This window comes from Pseudomonas sp. A25(2017), assembly GCF_002001065.1.
Taxonomy (GTDB): Bacteria; Pseudomonadota; Gammaproteobacteria; order Pseudomonadales; family Pseudomonadaceae; genus Aquipseudomonas; species Aquipseudomonas kilonensis.
The window spans coordinates 24,937-47,377 of record NZ_MUOA01000025.1 but is presented as its reverse complement, the minus strand read 5'-3'; the positions used below and the strand labels follow the sequence as shown (position 1 = coordinate 47,377).

The window sequence follows — 22,441 nt, the reverse complement described above, 5'->3', positions numbered from 1 at the left end:
GGATTTATCCCCGCTGGGCTGCGCAGCAGCCCCAAGCCAGGCGACTCGGCGTGCCAGGAAGATTGAGTTCACTGTTTTAGGGCTGCTGCGCAGCCCCGCGGGGATAAATCCCCTCGCCACAGGTTCATCTCATGCCGTTGGGAAGGGGCGCGCACGGGCCAGCGCTTCGATTTCGATCAGGTACCCATGGTGCAAGGCCGGGACGGGCACCACCGCGCGCGCAGGCCGGTGTTCGCCGAGATAGTGGGCGTAGATCCGGTCGAAAGCCGGCCAGTGTTCGATGCCGGCGACATAGACCGTCACTTTCAGCAGGTCGTTGGGGCTGCGGCCTGCCGCGCCGAGAATCGCCATCAGGTTGTCCAGGGCGATGATGGCTTGCACTTCGAACGGTTGGTCGACGCTGTGGCTGCCATCGGCGCGCACTGGCAGTTGTCCGGACACGTACAAGACGCCCTGGTGCAAAACCGCTTGAGCGTAATGTCCGCCCGCAGCGGCCGCCTGGGTTGTGTGAATCAACTCGATTTCACCAGCCATGCAGACGACTCCAGGTGTGCACCGCGCCCGAGGCATCGCAGGCGTGGTAATCAGGGAATTGCGCACCGGTGGCGCAGGCGTGGTTGGGCAGGATGCGCAGGCGACTGCCGATGGGAAACCGCTCGGTGATATCGATGTCCCCGGGGCTGGAAAGGGTGACGATGCCGTGTTCCTGGTTGGCGCTGGTGAGCAGCGCGCCCTCGATCCAGTCACCGGCTTCGCTGCACACCTGCCCATAGCCGAAATCCGTTTGCTGGCGCTGCGTACCTCGATCACGACTCATGGCCATCCAGCCGGCATCGGTGATGATCCAGCCTTTGTCCGGCTGGTGACCGATGACCGTGGTTAGCACGCTCAAGGCCAGCTCGTCCGCCTGGCAAACACCGATGTTGTGCATCACCAGGTCGAAGAACACATAGACGCCGGCGCGCACTTCAGTGACGCCTTCCAGGCTTTGCGCCGAAAGTGCCGTGGGTGTGGAGCCGATGCTGACCTCGGGGCAGGCCAGCCCGGCTGCACGGATGCGTTGGGCGGCGCTGACGCAGAGGTGGCGTTCTTGTTCGGCCAAGGCTTGCAGCGCTTGGGGGGTGTCGAGCTCGTAGCTGGACCCGGCGTGGGTCATGACGCCGCACAACTGCATGCCGCCTTCGCTGAGTTGCCGGGCGATGTCGACAAGTGCATCGTCTTCAACGCGCACGCCGGACCGATGGCCATCGCAATCGATCTCGATCCAGACCTCGAAACGTTCGTCGTGCTGCCTGCCGAAATCGACGATGGCCTGCGTCGCCGCCAGGCTGTCGGTCAAGATGCTCAAGCGGCAGCCCTTGCGCCGCAGCGTCAGGGCCTGGGCCAGTTTGCCGGGCGCCATGGACACGGCATAAAAGATGTCGTGGATGCCGGCGGCGAAGCAATGCTCGGCTTCCTTGAGGGTCGACACGGTGATGGCGCTGGCGCCTGCTGCAAGCTGCGCCTGAACCACCGGCAGGCATTTGCTGGTCTTGATGTGCGGGCGCAAACGCACGCCCAAGGCGTCCATGCGGTGTTGCATGCGTTGGATATTGCGCTGCATTCGCGGCACGTCGATGAGCGCGACCGGGGTATCGAGGGAAGCAATTGAGACTGGCATGAACGAGGCTCGCGGGTAAAAGACAGGCTCGACTCTACTCAGTCATCGTAAAGCCGTGGTTCAATGCGCTGTCATCAATCATTAAGTTGAACTGAATGATCAGCCTCGAAGACCTGCGCATGGCCGTGACGCTGGCACGCTGCGAATCGTTGAGCGCCGCTGCCAGGGCCCTCAATGTCTCGCCGCCAGCGCTGTCCATGCGCTTGCGCAAACTGGAGACACTCCTGGGCCTGACCTTGGCCAATCGCGACGCCCGGCGGCTGAGCCTGACCGCCGACGGCGAGCGTTTCTCGCGCCAGAGTGCGCTGTTGCTGGAACAGCTGGAAGCGCTTCCCGAATCGTTCAGGCAGCAAGACGATCAACTGGCTGGCACCCTCAGGCTGGCGGCACCGTTCGGCTATGGACGCCAACGCCTCGCGCCGCTGCTGGCCCGTTTTGCCAGGTTGCATCCGCAGCTGTGCCTGCATCTGGATCTACGGGAAACGCCCTGGCCTGACCGTCATGACAGCGATGCGGTGATTCACATCGGTCACCTGAGCGACAGCCAATGGGTCGCCCGGCCTCTCACGCAAAATGACCGTTGGCTGTGCGCGAGTCCCGCTTACCTGGAGCAGAACGGCACACCGCTAGTGCCGGAGCAACTCGCCGAGCACCGCTGCATCTGTATTCGTGAAAACGATGAAGATGTCACCCTGTGGCACCTGCGCAACGCACACGGGCGCAAGACCCTGCGGATCAAGCCTGCCTTGTTGAGCAACGATGGCAGCGTGGCCCGACGCTGGGCCGAACAGGGCCTGGGGCTGGTGCTGCGTTCGCAATGGGACGTCAGCAAAGCCATCGCCGACGGCCGCCTGGTACGGGTGCTCGCCGATTGGCAATTCGACAGCGCCCCCATCAACCTGCTGGTGCCCTCGCGCAAACTGCGCAGCGCGCGGGTGCAGGCGTTGGTGAGCTTCCTGGAGGCCGAACTGAAGGTCTGAATAGGCCACTGCTCCTACCGACCCACCGCCATCGCGAGCAGGCTCGCTCCCACAAAGGATCGGTGGCGTTCCTCGGACCTGTGTCCACCACCCCCCTGTGGGAGCGGGCTTGCTCGCGAAGACGCCAGCCCATTCACCACACTTGCAAGCAGACCCACCGCTTTCGCGAGCAAGCCCGCTCCCACAAAGGATCGGCGGCGGTCCTTGAACCTGTGTCCACCACCATCCCTCCTGTGGGAGCGAGCCTGCTCGCGATGACGGCAGCCCATTCACCGCGGATGCTGAAGCTGCTGCGCCAAGCGTAGATTCTGCCGAAAACAACGCTTTGCAGAGTCGTTTGGCGCACCATAACTGTCCGCAAACCGAAGAAACACGGGCACAACGCCCACGCCTGGAGCATCCCGCAAAGTCTGCTGAGCGAGCCCCGCAAAACGGTGGTTTGTACCAAGCGGCCGGTATTTTTAACGATTTATCCACGGTCTCATGGTGTTGTAATGAAAACGTGATGCAGCGTTGCACCGATGCCTCACGAAAGGCGCCATCGTTCGCCTCGTCGAGCCTTCAACAACAATCCAGGACCGCACTCATGAGCTTTCTTCGACCCAAGTACATCACCTTCGACTGCTACGGCACGTTGACCAATTTCCAGATGGGCACCATGACCCGCGAGCTGTTCGCTGACCGTGTCGATGCCGGGCAGATGGACCAGTTCGTCAAGGATTTCTCCGCTTATCGCCTGGACCAGGTGATGGGGGACTGGCGGCCCTATGATGAAATCATCAAGACCTCCCTGATGCGGGTCTGCAAGCGTTGGGGCGTCGAATATCGTGGCGAAGGCCAGCTCTATTACGACGCCGTGCCAACCTGGGGCCCCCACGCCGATGTACCGGCGGGCCTGTCGAAAATCGCCGACAAGATCCCCCTGGTGATTTTTTCCAACGCGATGGACGAGCAGATCATGTCCAACGTCGACAAGCTCGGCGCACCTTTCCATAAAGTCTTCACGGCCCAGCAGGCCCAGGCCTACAAGCCGCGCCTGGCCGCCTTCGAATTCATGCTCGATAACCTTGGCTGCGGACCGGAAGACGTCCTGCATGTGTCGTCGAGCTTCCGCTACGACCTGATGTCGGCCCACGACATGAAGATCAAGCACAAAGCCTTCGTCGCCCGCGGTCATGAACACCCGGCCAACGCTGCCTTTGGCTACCACCAGATCCCGGACATCGGCGGGTTGCCCGCTCTGGTCGGGCTCTGAGTCTCGACGCACGCTTGAAGGCGAAAGGGGTTAGACATGGGCAGTGAGTCCTATTGGCTCGACACCGCACCGGCGTTCACCGGTGCTCAGCTCGGCGGATTGCCCGGGCAGGTCGATGTCGCCATCGTCGGTGGCGGCTTCACCGGTCTGGCGGCGGCGCGGGCCCTGGCCTTGAAGGGGGCCAGCGTGGCGGTGCTGGAAGCGGGCAGGGTGATTGGCGAGGCGTCAGGGCGCAACGGCGGGCATTGCAGCACCGGCGTGGCCCAGGATTACGCGGCACTCACCGCCAGCCTCGGTGCCGACAAGGCTCGGGCGTATTACCAAGCCTATGAAAGCGCCGTGCAGAGCGTCGTGACGCTGGTGGAGCAAGAGCAGATTGCTTGCGACCTCAAGCGCAACGGCAAGCTCAAGCTGGCTGCCAAGCCGATGCACTACGAAGGGTTGGCGCGCACCTGTGAATTGATCCGCAAGGAAGTCGATGCCGAGGTCGAGTTGCTCTCGGCCCAGGAGACGCGGGCGGAAGTCAATTCGGCGCAGTTTCACGGCGGCCTGTTGCAGCGCAATGGCGTGCAGATGCATGTCGGGCGTTTCGGCGTCGGCCTGGCGCAAGCGGCCGCCCGTCACGGTGCGTTGGTCTTCCAGGGCGTGGCGGTGCAGGACTGGAAGGCCAGTGCCGGCGGTTATCGAGTCAACACCAGCAAAGGGGCGCTGCAAGCCTCGCAGATCCTGCTGGCGACCGGTACCTGTCAGCAGGGTGGTTTGGGCTGGTATCGGCGGCGGATCGTGCCGGTGGGCAGCTTCGTGATCGCCACCGAGGTCCTGCCCCAGGCACTGATCGACAGCTTGCTGCCGGCCCGGCGTTCCTATGTCACCAGCCGCATGATCGGTAACTACTTTCGCCTGACCCCGGACAACCGTTTGCTGTTTGGCGGCCGTGCGCGGTTCGCCATGTCCGACAGTGTTTCCGACGCCAAGAGCGGCAAGGTGTTGCAAGCGGCCATGGTGCAGATGTTCCCGCAGTTGGCGAACACTCGGATCGACTATTGCTGGGGCGGCCTGGTGGACATGACCTCCGATCGCCTGCCTCGGGCTGGCCAGCATGGCGGGGTTTATCACTCCATGGGCTACAGCGGCCACGGCGTGCAGATGTCGGTGCACATGGGGCAGGTCATGGCCGAGGTCATGGCCGGCAAGGTCGAGGCCAACCCTTGGCGCGAACTGGACTGGCCGGCCATTCCCGGGCACTTCGGCAAGCCTTGGTTTTTGCCGCTGGTCGGCGCGTATTACCGCTTGCAGGACTACCTGCACTGAGTTTCACCGGGTTGTTTGGCGTTTCAACCACGTTGCGTTAATGCACGTAATCGAGCCCTATCATTTTCCGAAAGGTAGAACTGACATGAGTGACACTAAAAACGGCATCAAAGACCAGTTGATCACCGGTACAGAAAGTCTGCGTGTTTTCGAAGGGCTCAACCGCGGCATGTCGCGCCGCCATGCATTGCAGATGCTCGGACTGGCCGGTGTGGCCGCAGCGGGTGCCGGCAGCCTGTTCGGCGCCGCCGGCAAGCTGCTTGCCGATGAGCAGGCAAGCCCCGGCAAAGGCAAGCCCGGCGGGCGTATCCGGGTCGCCGGTATCTCCAGTTCCACCGCCGATACCCTGGACCCGGCCAAAGGCTCATCGTCCACGGACTACGTGCGTCACTACATGTTCTACAACGGCCTGACGCGTTTCGACAGCCACATGGTGCCGCAACTGGAACTGGCCGAACGTATTGACACCACCGACGCCACGCTCTGGGTGATTACCCTGCGCAAGGAAGTGACCTTCCACAACGGCAAGGGCCTCACCGCCGCCGACGTGGTGTTTTCCCTGATGCGTCACAAAGACCCGATCACCGGTTCCAAGGTCTTGCCGCTGGCCGAGCAGTTTGCCGAGGTCAAGGCCACCGGCACCCATGAAGTGCAGATACGCCTGAGCGGCCCGAATGCCGAGCTGCCATCGATCCTGGCCATTTCCCATCTGTTGATCGTCCCCGAGGGCACCAGCGACTTCAACCAGGGCATCGGCACCGGTCCGTTCAAGGTCAAGGAGTTCAAGCCTGGGGTGCGTTCCATCGGCGCGCGTAATACCAACTACTGGAAGCCTGGCCTGCCGTACCTGGACGAGATCGAATTCATTGGCATCGGTGACGAGCCGTCACGGGTCAACGCGTTGCTGTCGGGCGACGTGCAGATCATCAACGAGGTCAACCCGCGCTCGACCACGCGCATCAAGGAAAGCACCACCCATCGCGTGGTGGACTCGCCGTCAGGTAACTACACCGACCTGATCATTCGCCAGGACCAGCTGCCCGGCCAGAGCCCGGAGTTCACCGAGGCGATGAAACTGCTGCTGGACCGCGAACAGGTCAAGTCGGCGATCTTCCGGGGTTTCGCCAGGGTCGGCAACGATCACCCGATTGCGCCCGGCGCCCGTTTCTACAACGCCGACCTGCCGCAACGGACCTACGATCCGGAGAAGGCCCGTTTCCTGCTGAAGAAGGCCGGCATGGAAAGCATCAGCATGCCGGTGATGTGCTCGCCAGCCGCCACCGGTTCGGTCGACGTTGCCGTGCTGCTGCAGCAATCGGCCAAGGAGGCCGGGCTCAAGCTCAACGTCAACCGCCTGCCGAGCGACGGCTACTGGTCCAACCACTGGGCCAAGCACCCGCTGAGCTTCGGCAACATCAACCCGCGGCCTAACGCCGACATGCTGTTCTCGCAGTTCTTCCAGTCGACGGCGCCGTGGAACGAATCCGGCTGGAAAAACCCGCAGTTCGACCAGTTGCTGATCCAGGCTCGCGGTGAAACCGATGAAGCCAAGCGCGGCAAGATGTACGCGGATATGCAGACCCTGGTGCATAACCACAGCGGCATCGGCATCCCGGTGTTCATCAGCAACATCGATGGCGTCGACCAACGCGTCAAAGGTTATGGCACCAACCCGCTGGGCGGTTTCATGGGCTATATGTTCGCCGAGCAAGTCTGGCTTGACGCTTGATGCGTGTGGTCTGGCGGCGTGACATGGCACAAGGGGTAGGGCGATGAATAGCAACACACTTTGGTTGATCGGCCGGCGCCTCGGCGCTGCAGTCGTGACCCTGTTGATCGTATCGATGGTGGTGTTCGCCATTACGGCGGTGTTGCCGGGAGACGCGGCGCAACAGTCCCTTGGACAGTTCGCCACGCCTGAGCAAGTGGCGGCGTTGCGGGTGAAGATGGGCCTGGACCAACCGGGTGTGTTGCGCTACCTGCACTGGTTGATGAGCCTGCTCAGCGGTGACATGGGCGTGTCGATCTCCAACGCCACGCCGGTCAGCGAGTTGATGGCTGGCCGGGTCCCCAACACCCTGATGCTGGCGGCGGCCACGGCGCTGGTGTCGGTGCCGGTGGCGTTGATCCTGGGCATCGGCTCGGCGATGGGGCGAGGGGGACGCATCGACGGCTTCCTGAGCTTCTTCACCCTGACGATGGTGGCGGTGCCGGAGTTCCTGGTCGCCACCCTTGCCGTGCTGATTTTCGCGGTGAACCTGGGCTGGCTTTCGGCGCTGTCCTATTCCAGCGAGATCACTTCGCCGCTGCAATTCATGCGTACCTACGCCTTGCCGGTGATGACCCTGTGCTGCGTCATCGTCGCGCAAATGGCGCGCATGACCCGGGCGGCAGTGATCGATCAACTCGACAGCCCCTACGTGGAAATGGCCCGTCTCAAAGGCGTGAGCCCGGTGCGGGTGGTGCTGCGCCATGCCTTGCCCAATGCCATCGGGCCGATCGCCAATGCCATCGCCCTGAGCCTGTCCTACCTGCTGGGTGGGGTGGTGATCGTCGAGACGATCTTCAACTATCCCGGCATCGCCAGCCTGATGGTCGATGCCGTGACCAACCGCGACATGGCGCTGGTCCAGGCCTGCACCATGCTGTTTTGTACGGCGTACCTGGTGTTGGTGCTGGTGGCTGACCTGTGCGCGATCCTGTCCAATCCGAGGCTGAGAAACCAATGAACAATCTCATTGTGAAATCCCCGCCTGCGGCGCCCGAACTGGCCTTGGGCAAGGTGTCGCGCAGAACCCCCTGGCTCGGCCTGATCGGCGCCGCGATGTGCGTGATCTGGTTGCTGGTGGCGATCTTCGGGCCATGGCTGGCACCCCACCCGGTGGGGGAAGTGGTCTCCGATAACGTCTTCGACAACTTCAGCGCCACGTATCCATTGGGCACCGATTATTTGGGCCGCGACATGCTCAGCCGCATTCTCGTGGGGGCGCGCTTCACGGTGGGCCTGGCGTTGGTGGCGGCAGTACTGGCCAGTGGGCTGGGCACCAGTTGCGCGCTGCTGTCGGTGGTTTCGCCGAAGTGGCTGGATGAACTGATCAGCCGCCTGATGGATGCCTTCATTTCGATCCCGAGCAAGATGCTCGCGCTGATCATGGTCTCGGCGTTCGGCTCGTCGGTGACCCTGTTGATTTGCACGGCGGTGCTCAGCTTTACCCCGGGGGCGTTTCGTATCGCCCGCAGCATGGCGGTGAACATCGAGGCCCTGGAATACGTGCAAGTGGCCCGCACCCGTGGCGAACGCCGGCTGTACATCGCCTGTGTGGAAATCCTGCCGAACATGCTCAACCCGGTGCTGACCGACCTGGGCTTGCGTTTCGGTTTCATCGTCCTGCTGCTCAGCGGCATGAGCTTCCTCGGCCTGGGCGTGCAGCCGCCGGATGCCGACCTGGGCTCGCTGGTGCGGGAAAACATCGGCGGCCTCAACCAGGGCGCGCCGGCCATTGTGATTCCGGCCCTGGCCATCGGCACCCTGACCATTGGCGTCAATCTGTTTATCGACCGCTTGTCTTCGCGGCGCAACCGACGTACGGGAGGCCATTGATATGAGCCAATTGATCCGAGTCGAGAACCTGCGCGTGGTCGCCTGTGGCGAGCGCAGCGAGGTGGAGATCGTCAAGGGCGTGAGTTTCTCCCTGGAGAAAGGTGAAGTGCTGGCGCTGATCGGCGAGTCCGGTTCGGGCAAGACCACCATCGCCCTGGCACTGCTCGGTTATGCCCGGCGCGGTTGCCGCCTGGCCGGTGGCGTGGTGCAGATTGGCGAGCACGACATGCTCGCCTTGAGTGAGCGCGAGCTGCAAGGCCTGCGCGGCAATCGGGTATCGTACATCGCCCAAAGCGCCGCGGCGGCGTTCAACCCGGCCAAGAAACTTATCGACCAAGTGGTGGAAGGGGCGTTGATCCATGGCCTGGGCAGCCGGGCCGTGCTCGAAGCCAAGGCCATCGAACTGTTCCGCGACCTGGCGCTGCCCAACCCCGAATGCATCGGTCAACGCTATCCCCATCAAGTGTCCGGTGGGCAACTGCAGCGGGTGATGGCGGCCATGGCGCTGATCAGCGATCCACTGCTGGTGGTGCTCGATGAGCCGACCACGGCCCTCGATGTGACCACCCAGATCGACGTGCTGCGCGCCTTCAAGCGGGTGGTGCGCGAGCGTGGCGCGACGGCGGTCTACGTGTCCCACGACCTGGCTGTCGTGGCGCAGATGGCCGACCAGATCGTGGTGCTCAACGGCGGGCAGATCTTCGAACAGAGCGCCACCGCGCCGCTGCTCAAGGGCCCGGCTCACGCCTACACCCGCAGCCTGCTGGCGGCGGCACGGCCAGACACGACGATTCGCCCGCCGTGCGGCGTGGCCGAAGACACGCCGCTGTTGACCATCAAGGGCTTGACCGCCGGCTACGGCAACAAGAACCAGCACGGCATGCCGGCGATCCGGGTGCTCGAAGACATCGACCTGACCGTGCGCAGGGGCCAGGCCATCGGGGTGATCGGTGAGTCAGGCTCGGGCAAATCGACCCTGGCGCGGGTGGTGGCCGGGCTGTTGACCCCGGCCCTGGGCGGGCTGACGTTTGACGGCCAGCCACTGGGTGGCAGCCTGTCCGAACGCACGGACGAACAGTTCCGACGCATCCAGATGGTGTTCCAGAATGCCGACACCGCGCTCAACCCGATGCACAGCATCAGCACCATCCTGAGCCGGCCGCTGAAGATGTATTTCGGCCTCAAGGGCGCGGCGCTGCGTGAGCGTATCGGCGAATTGCTCGACCTGGTGCGTCTGCCACGGGACATGGCCGAGCGCCGCCCGAGCGAACTCTCCGGCGGACAGAAACAGCGGGTCAACCTGGCCCGGGCGCTGGCGGCCAAGCCGGACCTGATCCTGTGCGATGAAGTGACCTCGGCGCTGGACACGGTGGTCGGAGCGGCGATCCTTGAACTGCTGCGCGACCTGCGCCAGCAACTGGGGGTGTCCTACCTGTTCATCAGCCATGACATCTCCACGGTGCGGGCGCTGTGCGACGACATCGTGGTGATGTACAGCGGCCACAAGGTTCAAGAGGGCAGCCGGCAATCGTTCGCCCAGGCGCCGTTCCATCCCTACACCGACCTGTTGATCCACTCAGTGCCGGAGTTGCGCCAGGGCTGGCTGGAAAGTTGTGGCACCACGACGTGCGGCACGCTGCCGGCGTTGGGCGCGCGCGCCGAGGTGCCGCAGCTGTGCACCTTCCTCAATCGCTGCCCGGTGCGGGTCGATGGCCTGTGCAACCACACCGCGCCGCCCCGGCGGATCATCGATGGCGGCAGCGAGGTGCTCTGTCATCACGACAGTGCCGAGCTGCTCAAGCGCCAACAGGATTCAAACAGCATGATCGTGGGAGCCTACGCATGAGCGCGCGTTTCGTGAGGTTGGCCGAACAGGGCCGGCCCGTCGTCAAATTGAAAGTGGATGGCGTCCCGGTCGAGGCGTTGCAGGGCGACACGCTGATGGTCGCATTGCTGACCCACGGCCCGGCGTTGCGCCAGTCGGAATTCGATCCGGGTAGCCGGGCCGGTTTCTGCCTGATGGGCGCCTGCCAGGATTGCTGGGTCTGGACCCGCAGCGGCGAACGCCTGCGGGCCTGCTCCAATGAAGTACGCGAAGGGCTGGACATCATTACTCAACAACCGGAGGCGATATGGCCGCTGCGCGGATAGTCATTGTAGGCGCTGGACCGGCGGGTATCCGTTGCGCGCAGACCCTGGTCGCAGCGGGCTTCAAGCCGATCCTGCTCGACGAAAACCGTCGCGATGGCGGGCAGATCTACCGGCGCCAGCCCGAAGGGTTCACCCGCACCTACGCCACGCTGTATGGCACCGAAGCGGACAAGGCCCGTGACCTGCACGAAAGTTTCGACCGCTTGCGCCCACAGATCGACTACCGTCCGGACACCCTGGTGTGGAACCTGACGCCCGGGCAATTGTGCTGCGTCAGCCAGAGCCAGCACACGACGGTGGATTACGACGCGCTGATCCTCTGCACTGGCGCCACCGACCGCCTGATGCCCATCGAGGGTTGGCAGTTGGGCGGTACCTACAGCCTCGGCGGCGCGCAGATCGCCTTGAAGGCCCAGGCGGTTTCCATCGGCCACCAGGTGGTGTTCATGGGCAGCGGGCCGCTGCTGTATCTGGTCGCCAGTCAATACCTCAAGGCCGGCGCCAATGTCGCGGCGGTGCTGGACACATCGCCGCTGGGCCAGCGCATCAAGGCCTTGCCCAAGCTCATGGCGCGCCCGGGCTTGCTGTTCACCGGCATGAAATTGTTGGCGCAGCTGTATCGGGCGAAAATTGCTGTGCACCTGGGTATTTCGCCGCTGCAAATTCTGGGAGAAACGACCACCGGTGTCAGTGGCGTGCGAGTTCGTACCGCCAGTGGGGAAACCTTGACGGTGGCGTGCGATGCGGTGGCGCTGGGTTATCACTTGCGCCCGGAAACCCAACTGGCTGACCTGGCGGGCTGCCGCCTGCGCTTTGACGAGGCCTCCAGCCAATGGCTGCTGGACACGGACGAAGAGGGACGGACCTCGGTCAGCGGTGTCTACGCCGCCGGTGATGGTTCGAAGATTCGTGGCGCCGATGCCGCCGAGCACGCTGGGCGCCTGGTCGCCTTGGCGTTGTTGAGCGATCTGCAGCAGCCGGTGGACGCCGCACTCGTCGCCGAACAGCGCCAGGCGCTCAAGGTGATGGACGCGTTTCGCCTCGGCCTGGCCCAGGCGTTTCCCTGGCCGGCGGCACAAGCCAAGGCCTTGCCGGACGAGGCCATCGTCTGCCGCTGCGAGATGATCAGCGCCGGCGAACTGCGCCGCACCGTCAGCGAAAAGGGTGCTTGTGAAGTCAACCGGGCCAAGGCGTTCAGCCGGGTTGGCATGGGCCGCTGCCAGGGGCGCTATTGCTCCCAGGCCGGGGCCGAAGTGATTGCAGCAGCAGCGGGTGTCCAGGTGCAGGAGGTGGGGCGCCAGCGTGGTCAGGCTCCCGTGAAACCACTTTCGATGCTCACTCGGGAGGTGACGCCATGACGGAAAATAAAGCCGATGTGGTGATTGTCGGCGGCGGCCTGATGGGCTCGGCGGCAGCGTTTTTCCTGCGCCAACGGGGGCAGTCGGTGATCCTGCTGGAGCGTGACCAGATCGGCCAGTACGCCAGCGGCGTCAACTTTGGCAACGTGCGTCGGCAGGGGCGTTTTCTCGGGCAACTGGAACTGGCCAACCGCTCGTGGGCGCTGTGGAAGCGCCTGCCGGAGCTGATCGACGACGACCTGGAGTTCATCGCCAGCGGGCACATGCGCGTGTGTTATCGCGAGGATGAAATACCCGAGCTTGAGGCTTACGCAGCGGCACCGGAAGCGGCGCAGTTGGACTTGCAGATCTATCGCGGCAGCGAGCTGCATGCGCGTTTTCCGTTTCTGGGCAAGGACGTCAAGGGCGGCTCCTATGCGCCCCACGACGGTCACGCCAACCCGCGTCTGGCAGCCCCGGCATTTGCTCGGGCGGCTCGGCGGCTCGGGGCACGCATCGAGGAACGCACCGAGGTGGCCGAGGTGCAGAAGGTCGGTGATGGGTTCAGCATCAGCACCACCGATGGTCGCCAGTTCAGCGCCGCGCAACTGTTGATTACCGCAGGCGCTTGGGGCCAGAAACTCTCGGCGCAGTTCGGCGAGCCGGTGCCGCTGGAGACCAATGGCCCGCAGATGGCCGTCACCGAACCGGTGCCGTATGCCTTGCCGACGGTGATCGGCGTGTACACCAAGATTCCTGAAGAAGTGATCTATTTCCGCCAGATTCCCCGGGGCAATATCATCATCGGCGGCGGCTATCGCAGCAAGCCGGACATGCTCAACCGCCGGGCCTATGTCGAGCCGCGCAGCATCCTCAACCAACTGGACCAGATGCGTCGGCTGCTGCCGGGCGTCGGCAATCTCAACATCATCCGCGTGTGGAGCGGCATCGAAGGCTACCTGCCCGATTCCCTGCCGGTGATGGGGCCCAGCGCCAACGTTGATGGCTTGTACTATGCGTTCGGCTTCAGCGGTCATGGCTTCCAGCTCGGTCCGGGCGTTGGCGATGTCATGGCTGAACTGATCAGCACCGGCAGCACTCGAACCTTCATCGAGCCGTTTTCCATCCGCCGGTTCGCCCTTTGTGCCGAGCAACGGAGCAAGGCCTCATGAAACCCCGCGTGCTAGCCATTTTCGAACGCCTGCTGGCGTTTGAAACGGTCTCTTCAGAATCGAACCTGGCCCTGATCGAGTACGTGCGCGAGCTGTTGCTGAGCAAGGGCATCGAGTCGCTGATCGTCAAGGATGAGAGCGGCAAGAAGGCCAACCTGTTCGCCAGCACCGGCCCGAGTGAGTTGCCCGGGGTCCTGCTGTCCGGCCACACCGACGTGGTGCCGGCGGCGGGGCAGGCCTGGACCGTTCCGGCGTTCCAGGCGACCGTGCGCGATGGGCGGGTCTACGGGCGCGGCAGTTGTGACATGAAAGGTTTCATTGCGCTGGCCATCGACGCCATGCTCGATGCCGCCGACCATTCGTTGAACCGGCCATTACAACTGGCGCTTTCCCACGACGAAGAGATCGGTTGCGTGGGGGTGCGGCGCTTGCTCGACGTGCTGCACCTGGCGCCGGTGCGACCGTTCCTATGCGTGATCGGTGAGCCGACCAACATGCAGTTCGTGCTCGGCCACAAGGGCAAGGGTTCCTATCGCACCTACTGTCGCGGCCTGGAGGCGCACTCATCGCTGGCACCGCGCTCGGTCAATGCGATTCACGTGGCCTGCGATTTCATCGCGGCGTTGCGCCAGAGCCAGCAGCAATTGCAGGAGCAAGGCGCCCAGGATGCGGATTACGACGTGCCCTACAGCACCGTGCATGTCGGGCAGATTGTCGGCGGCAAGGCACTGAACATCGTGCCGAACCTGTGCACCCTGGATTTCGAAGTGCGCAATTTGCCGGACGACGATCTGGACCTGTTCCTGGAGCAACTGCGCGAGCGCGCCGAGGTGATCGTTCGTGAAGCCAAGAAACTCTCCAGCGTCGCGGACATCGAGATCGAAACCCTCAACGTCTATCCGGGCCTCGACACTCATCCGAGCGTCGAAGCCGTGCGCTTCCTGAAAAACTTCGCCACCCCGGACACCGGCACCACCAAGGTCTCCTTCGGCACCGAGGGCGGCCTGTTCAAGCAGCGCCTGGATGTACCCGTGGTGGTCTGCGGCCCAGGCTCCATCGAACAGGCGCACAAGCCCGACGAGTTCATCGAGATCAGCCAGATGGAGGCAGGGGAGCGGTTTCTGGAAGGGTTGCTCGGTTCCCTGAAAATCTAAGCCCTGCACAAAACAAAAGGTGGGAGCACACCTATGGGAACAAACCTGTAGGAGCACACCTATGGGAACACACCTGTAGGAGCATACCTGTGGGAACACACCTGTGGGAACACATCTATGGGAACACACCTGTGGGAGCAAAGCTTGCTCGCGATGAACGATGACACGGTCTTGATCGATGTCGCCTGATCCACCGCCATCGCGAGCAAGCTTTGCTCCCACAGTGTTCAATGTTCAATGTTCATGTTCATGTTCATGTTCATGTTCAGTGTTCGGTGTTTAGCCTGGGGCTCGGTAGAGCCTGCCGTCCCACCTCGAAACTTCAGCATCCAACACTGCCCAAACCCCGCTTTCAGCATCCTGCCCCGTGGCATCTCCTTAGACTGGAATCACCTCGGAACAGGACGCGACCATGCTCAAGAATCGATTGAAAGACCCCAGCCTGTTGGCAGAACTCGCTTACGTCGACGGTCAATGGCTCGGCGCCGACAACGCCGCCACCCTTGACGTCATCGACCCGGCCACCGGCCAGGTGCTCGCCCGTGTACCCGCGATGCAAGGCGTGGAAACCCGGCGTGCCATCGAGGCCGCCGAGCGCGCCTGGCCAGCGTGGCGCGCGCGTCCGGCGGCCGAAAGGGCAGCGCTGTTGGAGCGCTGGTATCAGGCCATGATGGACAACCTCGACGACCTCGCGCTGATCATGACCTGTGAACAGGGCAAGCCGTTGAACGAGGCCAAAGGCGAAATCCGCTACGGGGCCGGTTTCGCCAAATGGTTTGCCGAAGAGGCCCGGCGGGTCTATGGCGAGACCATCCCGGCCCCCAGCGGCGACCGACGCCTGCTCACGCTCAAGCAGCCGGTGGGTGTCTGTGCAGCCATCACCCCCTGGAATTTCCCCAATGCGATGATCACTCGCAAATGCGCCCCGGCCTTGGCGGCGGGCTGCCCGGTCGTTGTCAAACCCTCGGACCTGACCCCCTTGTCGGCCCTGGCCCTGGCGGTGCTGGCCGAGCGGGTCGGGATTCCGGCCGGGGTGTTCAACGTCGTGACGGGTATGCCCGCCGGTATCGGCGAAGAACTGACCGGCAACCCGACGGTGCGCAAGATTTCCTTTACCGGCTCCACGGCGGTCGGGCGCCTGTTGATGCGCCAGAGCGCCGAGCACATCAAGCGCTTGAGCCTGGAGCTGGGCGGCAACGCGCCGTTCATCGTGTTTGACGATGCGGACCTGGAACAGGCCGTCGCCGGCATCATGCTCAGCAAGTTTCGCAACGCCGGCCAGACCTGCGTCTGCGCCAACCGCATCCTGGTGCAGGACGGTATCTACGAACGCTTCGCCGCGCGCCTGGTGGAGGAGGTGGGCAAGCTCAAGGTCGGCAATGGGCTGGAGGCTGACGTGATGATCGGCCCGCTGATCAACCTCGCGGCGGTGAACAAAGTCGCCCGGCACATCGACGATGCGTTGAGCCAGGGCGCGCGCCTGCTGTGTGGCGGTGTTCCCGAGGGCGACAGTCAGTTCGTCCTGCCAACGGTACTGGGCGAGGCCCATGCCGGGATGTTGCTGGCCAACGAAGAAACCTTCGGCCCGGTGGCGCCGCTGATGCGCTTTACTACTGAAGAGCAGGCCCTGGCCCTGGCCAATGCCACGCCGTATGGCCTGGGCGCTTACTACTTCACCCAGGACCTGCGCCGCTCATGGCGTTTCGGCGAGGCGCTGGAGTTCGGCATGGTCGGGCTCAATACCGGGCTTATCTCCATGGAAGTCGCGCCCTTCGGCGGCATCAAGCAGTCGGGCCTGGGGCGCGAAGGCAGCAAGTACGGCCTGGACGAATACCTTGAAGTCAAAGCCTTCCACATCGGTGGGCTGTGATGCGACCGTCATTTGAACCGACACCCGGGAGCCATGATTGATGAGCAAACCATTTCGAATCGCTGCCATTGCCGGCGATGGCATTGGTAAGGAAGTCCTGCCTGAAGGACTGCGGGTACTGGAGCAGGCCGCGAAAAAGTGGCAGTTGTCGCTGGACATCGAAGTGCTCGATTGGGCCCATTGCGATTACTACCTGGAACACGGGCAGATGATGCCCGCCGACTGGTTCGAACAACTCAAGGGCTTCGACGCGATCTACTTCGGCGCCGTGGGTTGGCCGGACAAAGTGCCGGATCATATTTCCCTGTGGGGCTCGTTGCTCAAGTTCCGTCGCGACTTCGACCAGTACGTGAACATCCGCCCGGTGCGGCTGTTTCCGGGGGTGCCGTGTCCGTTGGCCGGGCGCAAGGCGGGGGACATCGACTTCGTGGTGATCCGCGAGAACACCGAGGGCGAATACTCTTCCATCGGCGGCAAGATGTTCGAAGGCACCGAGCATGAGTTCGTGCTGCAGGAGTCGGTGTTCACCCGTCGCGGGGTCGACCGGATCCTGAAGTTCGCCTTCGACCTGGCCCAGACCCGACCGCGCAAACGCTTGACCGCGGCGACCAAGTCCAACGGCATTTCCATCAGCATGCCGTATTGGGACGAGCGCACGGCATTGATGGCCGAGCAGTACCCGGACGTGAAGTGGGACAAGCAACACATCGACATCCTGTGCGCTCGCTTCGTTTTGCAGCCGGACCGGTTTGATGTGGTGGTGGCGTCAAACCTGTTCGGCGACATCCTCTCCGACCTGGGCCCGGCCTGCGCCGGCACCATCGGTATCGCACCGTCGGCCAACCTCGATCCGGAGCGCCGCTTCCCATCGCTGTTCGAACCGGTGCATGGCTCGGCGCCCGATATCTATGGGCAGAGCATCGCCAACCCGATCGCGATGATCTGGTCCGGCGCCTTGATGCTCGACTTCCTGGGTAACGGCGATGAACGCTACCGCGCGGCCCACGATGGGATTCTCAAGGCCATCGAACAAGTCATCGCCGAAGGCCCCATCACCCCCGACCTGGGTGGGCAAGGCTCGACCCAGGATGTTGGCCAGGCCATCGCCGCCGCGCTCTGAGGCTTGATCCAACCTGCGACACCTTTTGCCCGCTCACACTGCGGGCTTTTTTTGCTGATCCGACGCTACCCGCCAAACCCCCTTGTGGGAGCAAAGCTTGCTCGCGAAAGCGGTGGATCAGCTTGCGATGATGTTGGCTGTGCCGCCGCCATCGCGAGCAAGCTCGCTCCCACATGGGGTTCTCGGTTGGCGGCAAGATTCACATCCACCCGCACCCGTTGTGGGAGCAAAGCTTGCTCGCGATAGCGGTGGATCAGCTTGCGATGATGTTGGCTGTGCTGCCGCCATCGCGAGCAGGCTCGCTCCCACATGGGGTTCTCGGTTGGCCGCAAGATTCACATCCACCCGCACCCGTTGTGGGAGCAAAGCTTGCTCGCGATAGCGGTGGATCAGCTTGCGATGATGTTGGCTGTCCCGCCGCCATCGCGAGCAAGCTCGCTCCCACATGGGGTTCTCGGTTGGCGGCAAGATTCACATCCACCCGCACCCGTTGTGGGAGCAAAGCTTGCTCGCGAAAGCGGTGGATCAGCGAGTGGTGATGTTGGATGTGCCGCCGTCTTCGCGAGCAGGCTCGCTCCCACACTGGGTTCTCGGTTGGCCGCAGACTTCACATCCACCGTCAATCCCCTGTGGGAGCAAAGCTTGCTCGCGATAGCGGTGGAACTGCCATACACCGGATTACTTGACGACGTACACCTTGCGCACATAGACGCTGCTTTTCCAGGCACACGGCGCATTCAGCGGGACGAATACGGTATCGCCGGTGTTGACCGTCAAGTCGCTGCCATCGGCTGCCTGCAAGGTGACGCTGCCTTCGAGCAGGTGCATCAGCTCATGCAGTTTGTGCGGTCGTGACTTGCGAGTGTAGGGCGTCGAGTCCCAGATACCGATCCGCAGGTTGCTCGCTTGCTCGACAAACAAATTGTGCGAGCGACATTGCGGCGGCGGGCTGAGCAGGATCTCGTCATCCGGGGCAGCAGAAGGCGAGAGCAGGGTGTGGGCGGGGAGTGCCGTCAGCCCGGGAAGGTGCGTTTCGATGCGCTGGGTATCGGCACAGAAGGCCCAGAGCGAGCCAGGTTGCGCCTCGACCTCAAGCGCCGTCCCCCGACCGATCACCGCGCTTTCACCTGGCTTGAGCTGCAACGTCTGCCCCTGGCTGCGCAGCGTCACTGCGCCGGCGTGCACCACGAGCGTCTCACTGAAGGGGTATTCATCGACGCTGAACAGTCCGCTCGCCCGGACCACGCCGGCAGCCATGCCATCCGCCCCGGCATAGGCGATGAGGCGGTCGAACGGATCCTTGGCGCCCAGCGAACCCGGGGTGAACGGGGTTGAGGCAAGGCGGCCATCGGCGTGTGCCAACAGCACTGCAGTGGGTTCGAGCATGAAGAAGATTCTCCAGGGAAGCGTTGAGGGGAGTGCGGGGGTTTCAGCCAATGGCCTGGGTCACCGGCGCAAATTGCCGAACCGCGCCGGTCGCCTGCGGGGGCGTGCCCCGTGCCATTTGGGCGACGGTGTCGACCTGCTTGAGCCCGGCCTTTTCCAGCCAAGGGGCCAGGCCGCTGTTTGAAGGGGTGTCGATGCGAACGAATGCGTCCGGCACGTGGGCCAGAAGCACGGCGATCAAGTGCCGGGCCTGTTCCAGGGTCTGGGCGATGACCGGGCCAATGCAGCGCCCACGGCCAAAGGGGCGCAGCAGGGCGAAGGCGCACAAGTGACCGTCGCGCTCGATACCCACTGAATGTTCAACGACCTCGAACAGATCATTGAGCACAGCGCTCCGCTCCAGGCCGCTCCCGGCATTGGCCAGTTTGATCAGCTCGGCGTGATCGGCCTCGCCCAGCTCGCGGCAGTGCTCGCCGGCGGCCAGTTCTTGCAGGGCCGGCACCAGCGCTTGCCCTTGATGCTGCTGGATATGCCCAAAATCAACGAACCCCTGGCTGGCATACAGCGGGGTACCGGCCAGCGTCGCATTGAGCACGGCGGTCCGCGAGCCGCAAGCCTCGATCGCCAGTTCCATCAGTTTGCGACCGATCCCCTGGCCCTGATACTCATCGTCGACAATCACCAGGCCGATGGTGGCGTAGTCCCCTTGGGCGCAGCTGAACGCCGTTCCAATCAAACGACCCTGGTCTTCCACGACAAACCCCTGGGCGACGCGTTGCAACATCGCCCAGTCTTCCAGGCGATGGGGCCATTTCAACTGCACGGACAAGGCATGGGCCGCCGGCACGTCGGTGGCGGTCATGGCGCGATAGAAGTAAGTAGGGCGTTGCGAAATGGACATGGCAGATCACCATTGAAAGAGGCGCTTGATCGGACGGTTTTATCCGCTGAAAGCGTGTGTATCTCACCTGCAACGAGGCCTGGCAAGGGCCGCCAATTGATTCGGTATGTTCCGTCAGCAACGGCTTTGCCGACCACATTTCTTGCTCAAATCAGCTGCTCGGCCAGCAGTAAATACCGGGCCGGATTTCAGGCTTGGGCCGACGCGAAAGCGCGATAGATAAGTATGCAGGTGCTGCGCGAATAACCTTTCAGTGGCTGTCAGCCTTTTTTGAAAGCAGACAGCAGGTCCGTCAGTCCGGGCATGGTTGGTCCGGATTCATTAGAGATAAGTCCTGTCTCCGAGCGGCTGAACAGCGACTGGAGGATTATTTTTCTCGATTCCTCGTCTACTTGGGTGTCTTTGCTCAATGTCAGATACAAGTGGGTAAGCTGCTCTCGTTCTTCTGCATCGCGTTGAAGGTGGAATGCGCTGAAAACCAGCTTTGAGAGTGTTTTGACGGTAAAGGCCAACGTTGAGATAAGGGTTACGAAAATGAGCGCACCCTCGATCTGATTGAGGGCAATCGGTGTGCGGTCACCACTCAGCCATAGATTGAAGGATGTCCATAGGCCGATGACGGAGAAAAACAAGGTGACGCTGAGTACGCCTGTCCAGATATAACCACGTGTCTGGTGTTCACTGGCTTTTTTTGCCCAATAGGTCGCGGGGCCTTCCAGCCGAAGCTTCTCTTTATATGTTGACTCTAGCGTCTCAAGGCGCGTTGCCCAGGCCTCCTCTTCCTGCTTTTGCCATTGGGCAAACAGGTTCATTTCTTTTCTTGCTTTTTTTACGAGCCTGTATTTGATCTTGAAGAAGTTTGAGTGAATTCCACGTATCACCGCCGCTTCTGAAGTGGAACGCTGTGCGAAAGAGTTTTGCAGGGGAAGTTTGAATTCATACGCGGCCAGGTATCCGCTGAAGTCGTTAAATGAGCCTGGGTTATCACTTTTGCCTAGAAAAATTGCATCGTAGAAACCTCCGGCAATAGCGGGTTCATTCGAATAAATCTCCAGCCATTTGATCGTGGCGGGTGAGTTGCTATAGATCCAGACGTCCGAAAGCTCCTCTTCTGGCGCTTCTTCGTCGAGAAAATATTGCTCTTCCATGGCGATGTGATATTCAAAAATCTCCACGCAGGCCGCTATATTCGTCAGGGCCTGGTGAACATTCGATGTGTCGTGTTTTTTGAGACTTTTGAGTTTTGGCTTCCAAAAGCTCACTTCATTCTGCATGAAGTCATTTCTGTCGGTGAGATTTTCAAAGTCGAAAATCTCACCGCTTAATGCCTTGAATTCGGGTTTAGTCATTTTTTATCTAATAAGGAGGCGTTGAGTGAATGAATATGCAGGTCATCGGGTTCAATAGAGCCTAAGCACAGGAGAATCAATGAAAGGTAGAAATAGCCAAACAAAAAAATCCAAGTAGCGGCAACGATGCTTTGACTGTCTGAATATATACTGCCGACCCTGGATGCTACATTTCCGTGCGCGTTATTGTTTCTGGTGGCGTAGAGAAGGCAAAACACGAGAAATTCTAGTCTCTGGGTGTCTGAATAGAGGGCCGGGGTTTTTACGGTGGGCTTGCCGAGGTCATCGAATTGGTCGATGGCAGGTATCTTGATGAGTATTGTTTTTATCTCTTTTCCAAGCGCATGGGTGATTTTTCGAGATTTTTCGTTTTCGACTATTCCGAAGCTTACATCCGTTTTGTCCGGATTCTCGGTAATCGTACATAGGGCGGAATAGGCCTCACCGTAGGTCCAGTAGAAATGATTGAACATTACCTTGAACTTGGTTTTAAACGATTTGTATGATGATGAAATATGAATTTTTCTGATGGTGTCTGCTTTTTTTCCGGTTTTGTTTGCTTTTTTTATGACGAACTCATTGTGTTTTTCGATAGCCATACCCTTGAGGATGTAAGACGCGACGAAATGCAGTGTCTTGTCAGGTAGGCGGTGGGCGAAATCCAATATTATTTCTTGAGGGGTGCTGAAATCGGGACCCTGCGAGGAGGCGGTTGGCAAGGCGATTTGGGACTGCATGATCTTGTTGATTTCAATCAGGGATTTTTCAATGGCTTTCGAGTCTCCCAAGCTTTCCGCATGGGCAGATGACTTCATATAGAGATCGTTGTAGCAACTGTTGGTAGCCGTCCACAGATAGGTAAACGCCATGTCTGGTCTTCGCGGCAGGCAGGAATAACTGTCAACCAACGCAGTGGCCGCTACGTAGGGGATTTTATTTGGGGCAAGTGCCCAGCTAACTGGATTCAGGTATTTGAATGGGGTGAACCAGGCGAGTGCAGGGTGATCGGCAGGTAGCAGTTTTTCCTCATGAGCTTCGGCGGTGTAGGCAGTCACAAGCTTATGAAGCTTATCCAGTCGTTGTGTCCTTACGTTCTGCTTCATGCATGCTGATCCTTCAGATAGTTGAAGGCCAAATGCTATCACCTGGTAAGCGTCATAGCTGCTGTTTTATAAAAAGACAGCAGCACGTCAC

19 protein-coding genes are annotated in these 22,441 nt (G+C 61.6%); 13 read left to right on the top strand and 6 right to left on the bottom strand.

The window, feature by feature from the left end:
* Nucleotides 1–129: 129 nt before the first annotated feature.
* Nucleotides 130–534: a RidA family protein gene (locus B0E42_RS00820; RefSeq protein WP_077505271.1), complete on the bottom strand. Its 405-nt coding sequence runs from the start codon at nucleotides 532–534 to the stop codon at nucleotides 130–132.
* On the bottom strand, nucleotides 524–1,660 hold the full coding sequence (locus tag B0E42_RS00815; RefSeq protein ID WP_018601256.1) for a DSD1 family PLP-dependent enzyme: 1,137 nt from the start codon (nucleotides 1,658–1,660) through the stop codon (nucleotides 524–526). The genes B0E42_RS00820 and B0E42_RS00815 overlap by 11 nt, the downstream gene beginning before the upstream one ends.
* Before the next feature lie 95 nt (nucleotides 1,661–1,755).
* Between B0E42_RS00815 and B0E42_RS00810 the strand changes: the two genes are divergently transcribed.
* The 13 genes from B0E42_RS00810 (at nucleotide 1,756) to B0E42_RS00750 (ending at nucleotide 17,611) form a co-directional block, all read left to right on the top strand.
* The gene (locus B0E42_RS00810; RefSeq protein WP_077505269.1) at nucleotides 1,756–2,640 is read left to right on the top strand and encodes a LysR family transcriptional regulator; all 885 of its coding nucleotides are present in this window, start codon (nucleotides 1,756–1,758) and stop codon (nucleotides 2,638–2,640) included.
* A gap of 586 nt (nucleotides 2,641–3,226) precedes the next feature.
* Entirely contained in the window at nucleotides 3,227–3,895 is a 669-nt protein-coding gene (locus B0E42_RS00805; protein WP_003203206.1) for a haloacid dehalogenase type II, read from the top strand.
* 36 nt (nucleotides 3,896–3,931) lie between these two features.
* Nucleotides 3,932–5,206 carry an FAD-binding oxidoreductase gene (locus tag B0E42_RS00800; protein WP_077505267.1) on the top strand — a complete coding sequence of 425 codons (1,275 nt, stop codon included), beginning with the start codon at nucleotides 3,932–3,934 and terminating at the stop codon, nucleotides 5,204–5,206.
* An 85-nt stretch (nucleotides 5,207–5,291) separates the two neighbouring features.
* Complete coding sequence (locus B0E42_RS00795) at nucleotides 5,292–6,935, top strand: ABC transporter substrate-binding protein (RefSeq protein WP_053177709.1); 1,644 nt, start codon at nucleotides 5,292–5,294, stop codon at nucleotides 6,933–6,935.
* 43 nt (nucleotides 6,936–6,978) lie between these two features.
* Nucleotides 6,979–7,935 carry an ABC transporter permease gene (locus B0E42_RS00790; protein WP_003203201.1) on the top strand — a complete coding sequence of 319 codons (957 nt, stop codon included), beginning with the start codon at nucleotides 6,979–6,981 and terminating at the stop codon, nucleotides 7,933–7,935.
* Nucleotides 7,932–8,807 carry an ABC transporter permease gene (locus tag B0E42_RS00785; protein ID WP_053177707.1) on the top strand — a complete coding sequence of 292 codons (876 nt, stop codon included), beginning with the start codon at nucleotides 7,932–7,934 and terminating at the stop codon, nucleotides 8,805–8,807. Before B0E42_RS00790 ends, B0E42_RS00785 begins: the two co-directional genes overlap by 4 nt.
* A gap of 1 nt (nucleotide 8,808) precedes the next feature.
* Complete coding sequence (locus tag B0E42_RS00780; RefSeq protein ID WP_014337749.1) at nucleotides 8,809–10,653, top strand: ABC transporter ATP-binding protein; 1,845 nt, start codon at nucleotides 8,809–8,811, stop codon at nucleotides 10,651–10,653.
* Nucleotides 10,650–10,958 carry a (2Fe-2S)-binding protein gene (locus B0E42_RS00775; protein WP_014337750.1) on the top strand — a complete coding sequence of 103 codons (309 nt, stop codon included), beginning with the start codon at nucleotides 10,650–10,652 and terminating at the stop codon, nucleotides 10,956–10,958. Before B0E42_RS00780 ends, B0E42_RS00775 begins: the two co-directional genes overlap by 4 nt.
* On the top strand, nucleotides 10,940–12,316 hold the full coding sequence (locus tag B0E42_RS00770; RefSeq protein ID WP_077505265.1) for an NAD(P)/FAD-dependent oxidoreductase: 1,377 nt from the start codon (nucleotides 10,940–10,942) through the stop codon (nucleotides 12,314–12,316). Before B0E42_RS00775 ends, B0E42_RS00770 begins: the two co-directional genes overlap by 19 nt.
* Nucleotides 12,313–13,467 (top strand): FAD-binding oxidoreductase, encoded by a 1,155-nt coding sequence (locus tag B0E42_RS00765; protein ID WP_053189281.1) that lies wholly within the window; start codon nucleotides 12,313–12,315, stop codon nucleotides 13,465–13,467. Before B0E42_RS00770 ends, B0E42_RS00765 begins: the two co-directional genes overlap by 4 nt.
* Nucleotides 13,464–14,621, top strand: coding sequence for an acetylornithine deacetylase (gene argE, locus B0E42_RS00760; RefSeq protein WP_053177701.1), 1,158 nt, complete (start codon nucleotides 13,464–13,466; stop codon nucleotides 14,619–14,621). The genes B0E42_RS00765 and argE overlap by 4 nt, the downstream gene beginning before the upstream one ends.
* 412 nt (nucleotides 14,622–15,033) lie before the next feature.
* Nucleotides 15,034–16,491, top strand: a complete 1,458-nt coding sequence (locus B0E42_RS00755; protein WP_077505263.1) for an NAD-dependent succinate-semialdehyde dehydrogenase — start codon at nucleotides 15,034–15,036, stop codon at nucleotides 16,489–16,491.
* 40 nt (nucleotides 16,492–16,531) lie between these two features.
* On the top strand, nucleotides 16,532–17,611 hold the full coding sequence (locus tag B0E42_RS00750; protein ID WP_077505261.1) for a tartrate dehydrogenase: 1,080 nt from the start codon (nucleotides 16,532–16,534) through the stop codon (nucleotides 17,609–17,611).
* Nucleotides 17,612–18,289: 678 nt separating this feature from the next.
* On the opposite strand, the gene B0E42_RS00745 is transcribed toward B0E42_RS00750, so the two are convergent.
* From B0E42_RS00745 to B0E42_RS00730, 4 genes are all read right to left on the bottom strand, one after another.
* Nucleotides 18,290–18,997, bottom strand: coding sequence for a cupin domain-containing protein (locus B0E42_RS00745; RefSeq protein ID WP_018601230.1), 708 nt, complete (start codon nucleotides 18,995–18,997; stop codon nucleotides 18,290–18,292).
* A 43-nt stretch (nucleotides 18,998–19,040) separates the two neighbouring features.
* A complete protein-coding gene (locus B0E42_RS00740; protein WP_077505259.1) occupies nucleotides 19,041–19,898 on the bottom strand; it encodes a GNAT family N-acetyltransferase in 858 nt (285 codons plus the stop codon).
* A 260-nt stretch (nucleotides 19,899–20,158) separates the two neighbouring features.
* Nucleotides 20,159–21,247 (bottom strand): DUF6161 domain-containing protein, encoded by a 1,089-nt coding sequence (locus tag B0E42_RS00735; RefSeq protein WP_053177693.1) that lies wholly within the window; start codon nucleotides 21,245–21,247, stop codon nucleotides 20,159–20,161.
* Nucleotides 21,244–22,350 (bottom strand): hypothetical protein, encoded by a 1,107-nt coding sequence (locus B0E42_RS00730; RefSeq protein WP_077505257.1) that lies wholly within the window; start codon nucleotides 22,348–22,350, stop codon nucleotides 21,244–21,246. The genes B0E42_RS00735 and B0E42_RS00730 overlap by 4 nt, the downstream gene beginning before the upstream one ends.
* Nucleotides 22,351–22,441: the final 91 nt, after the last annotated feature.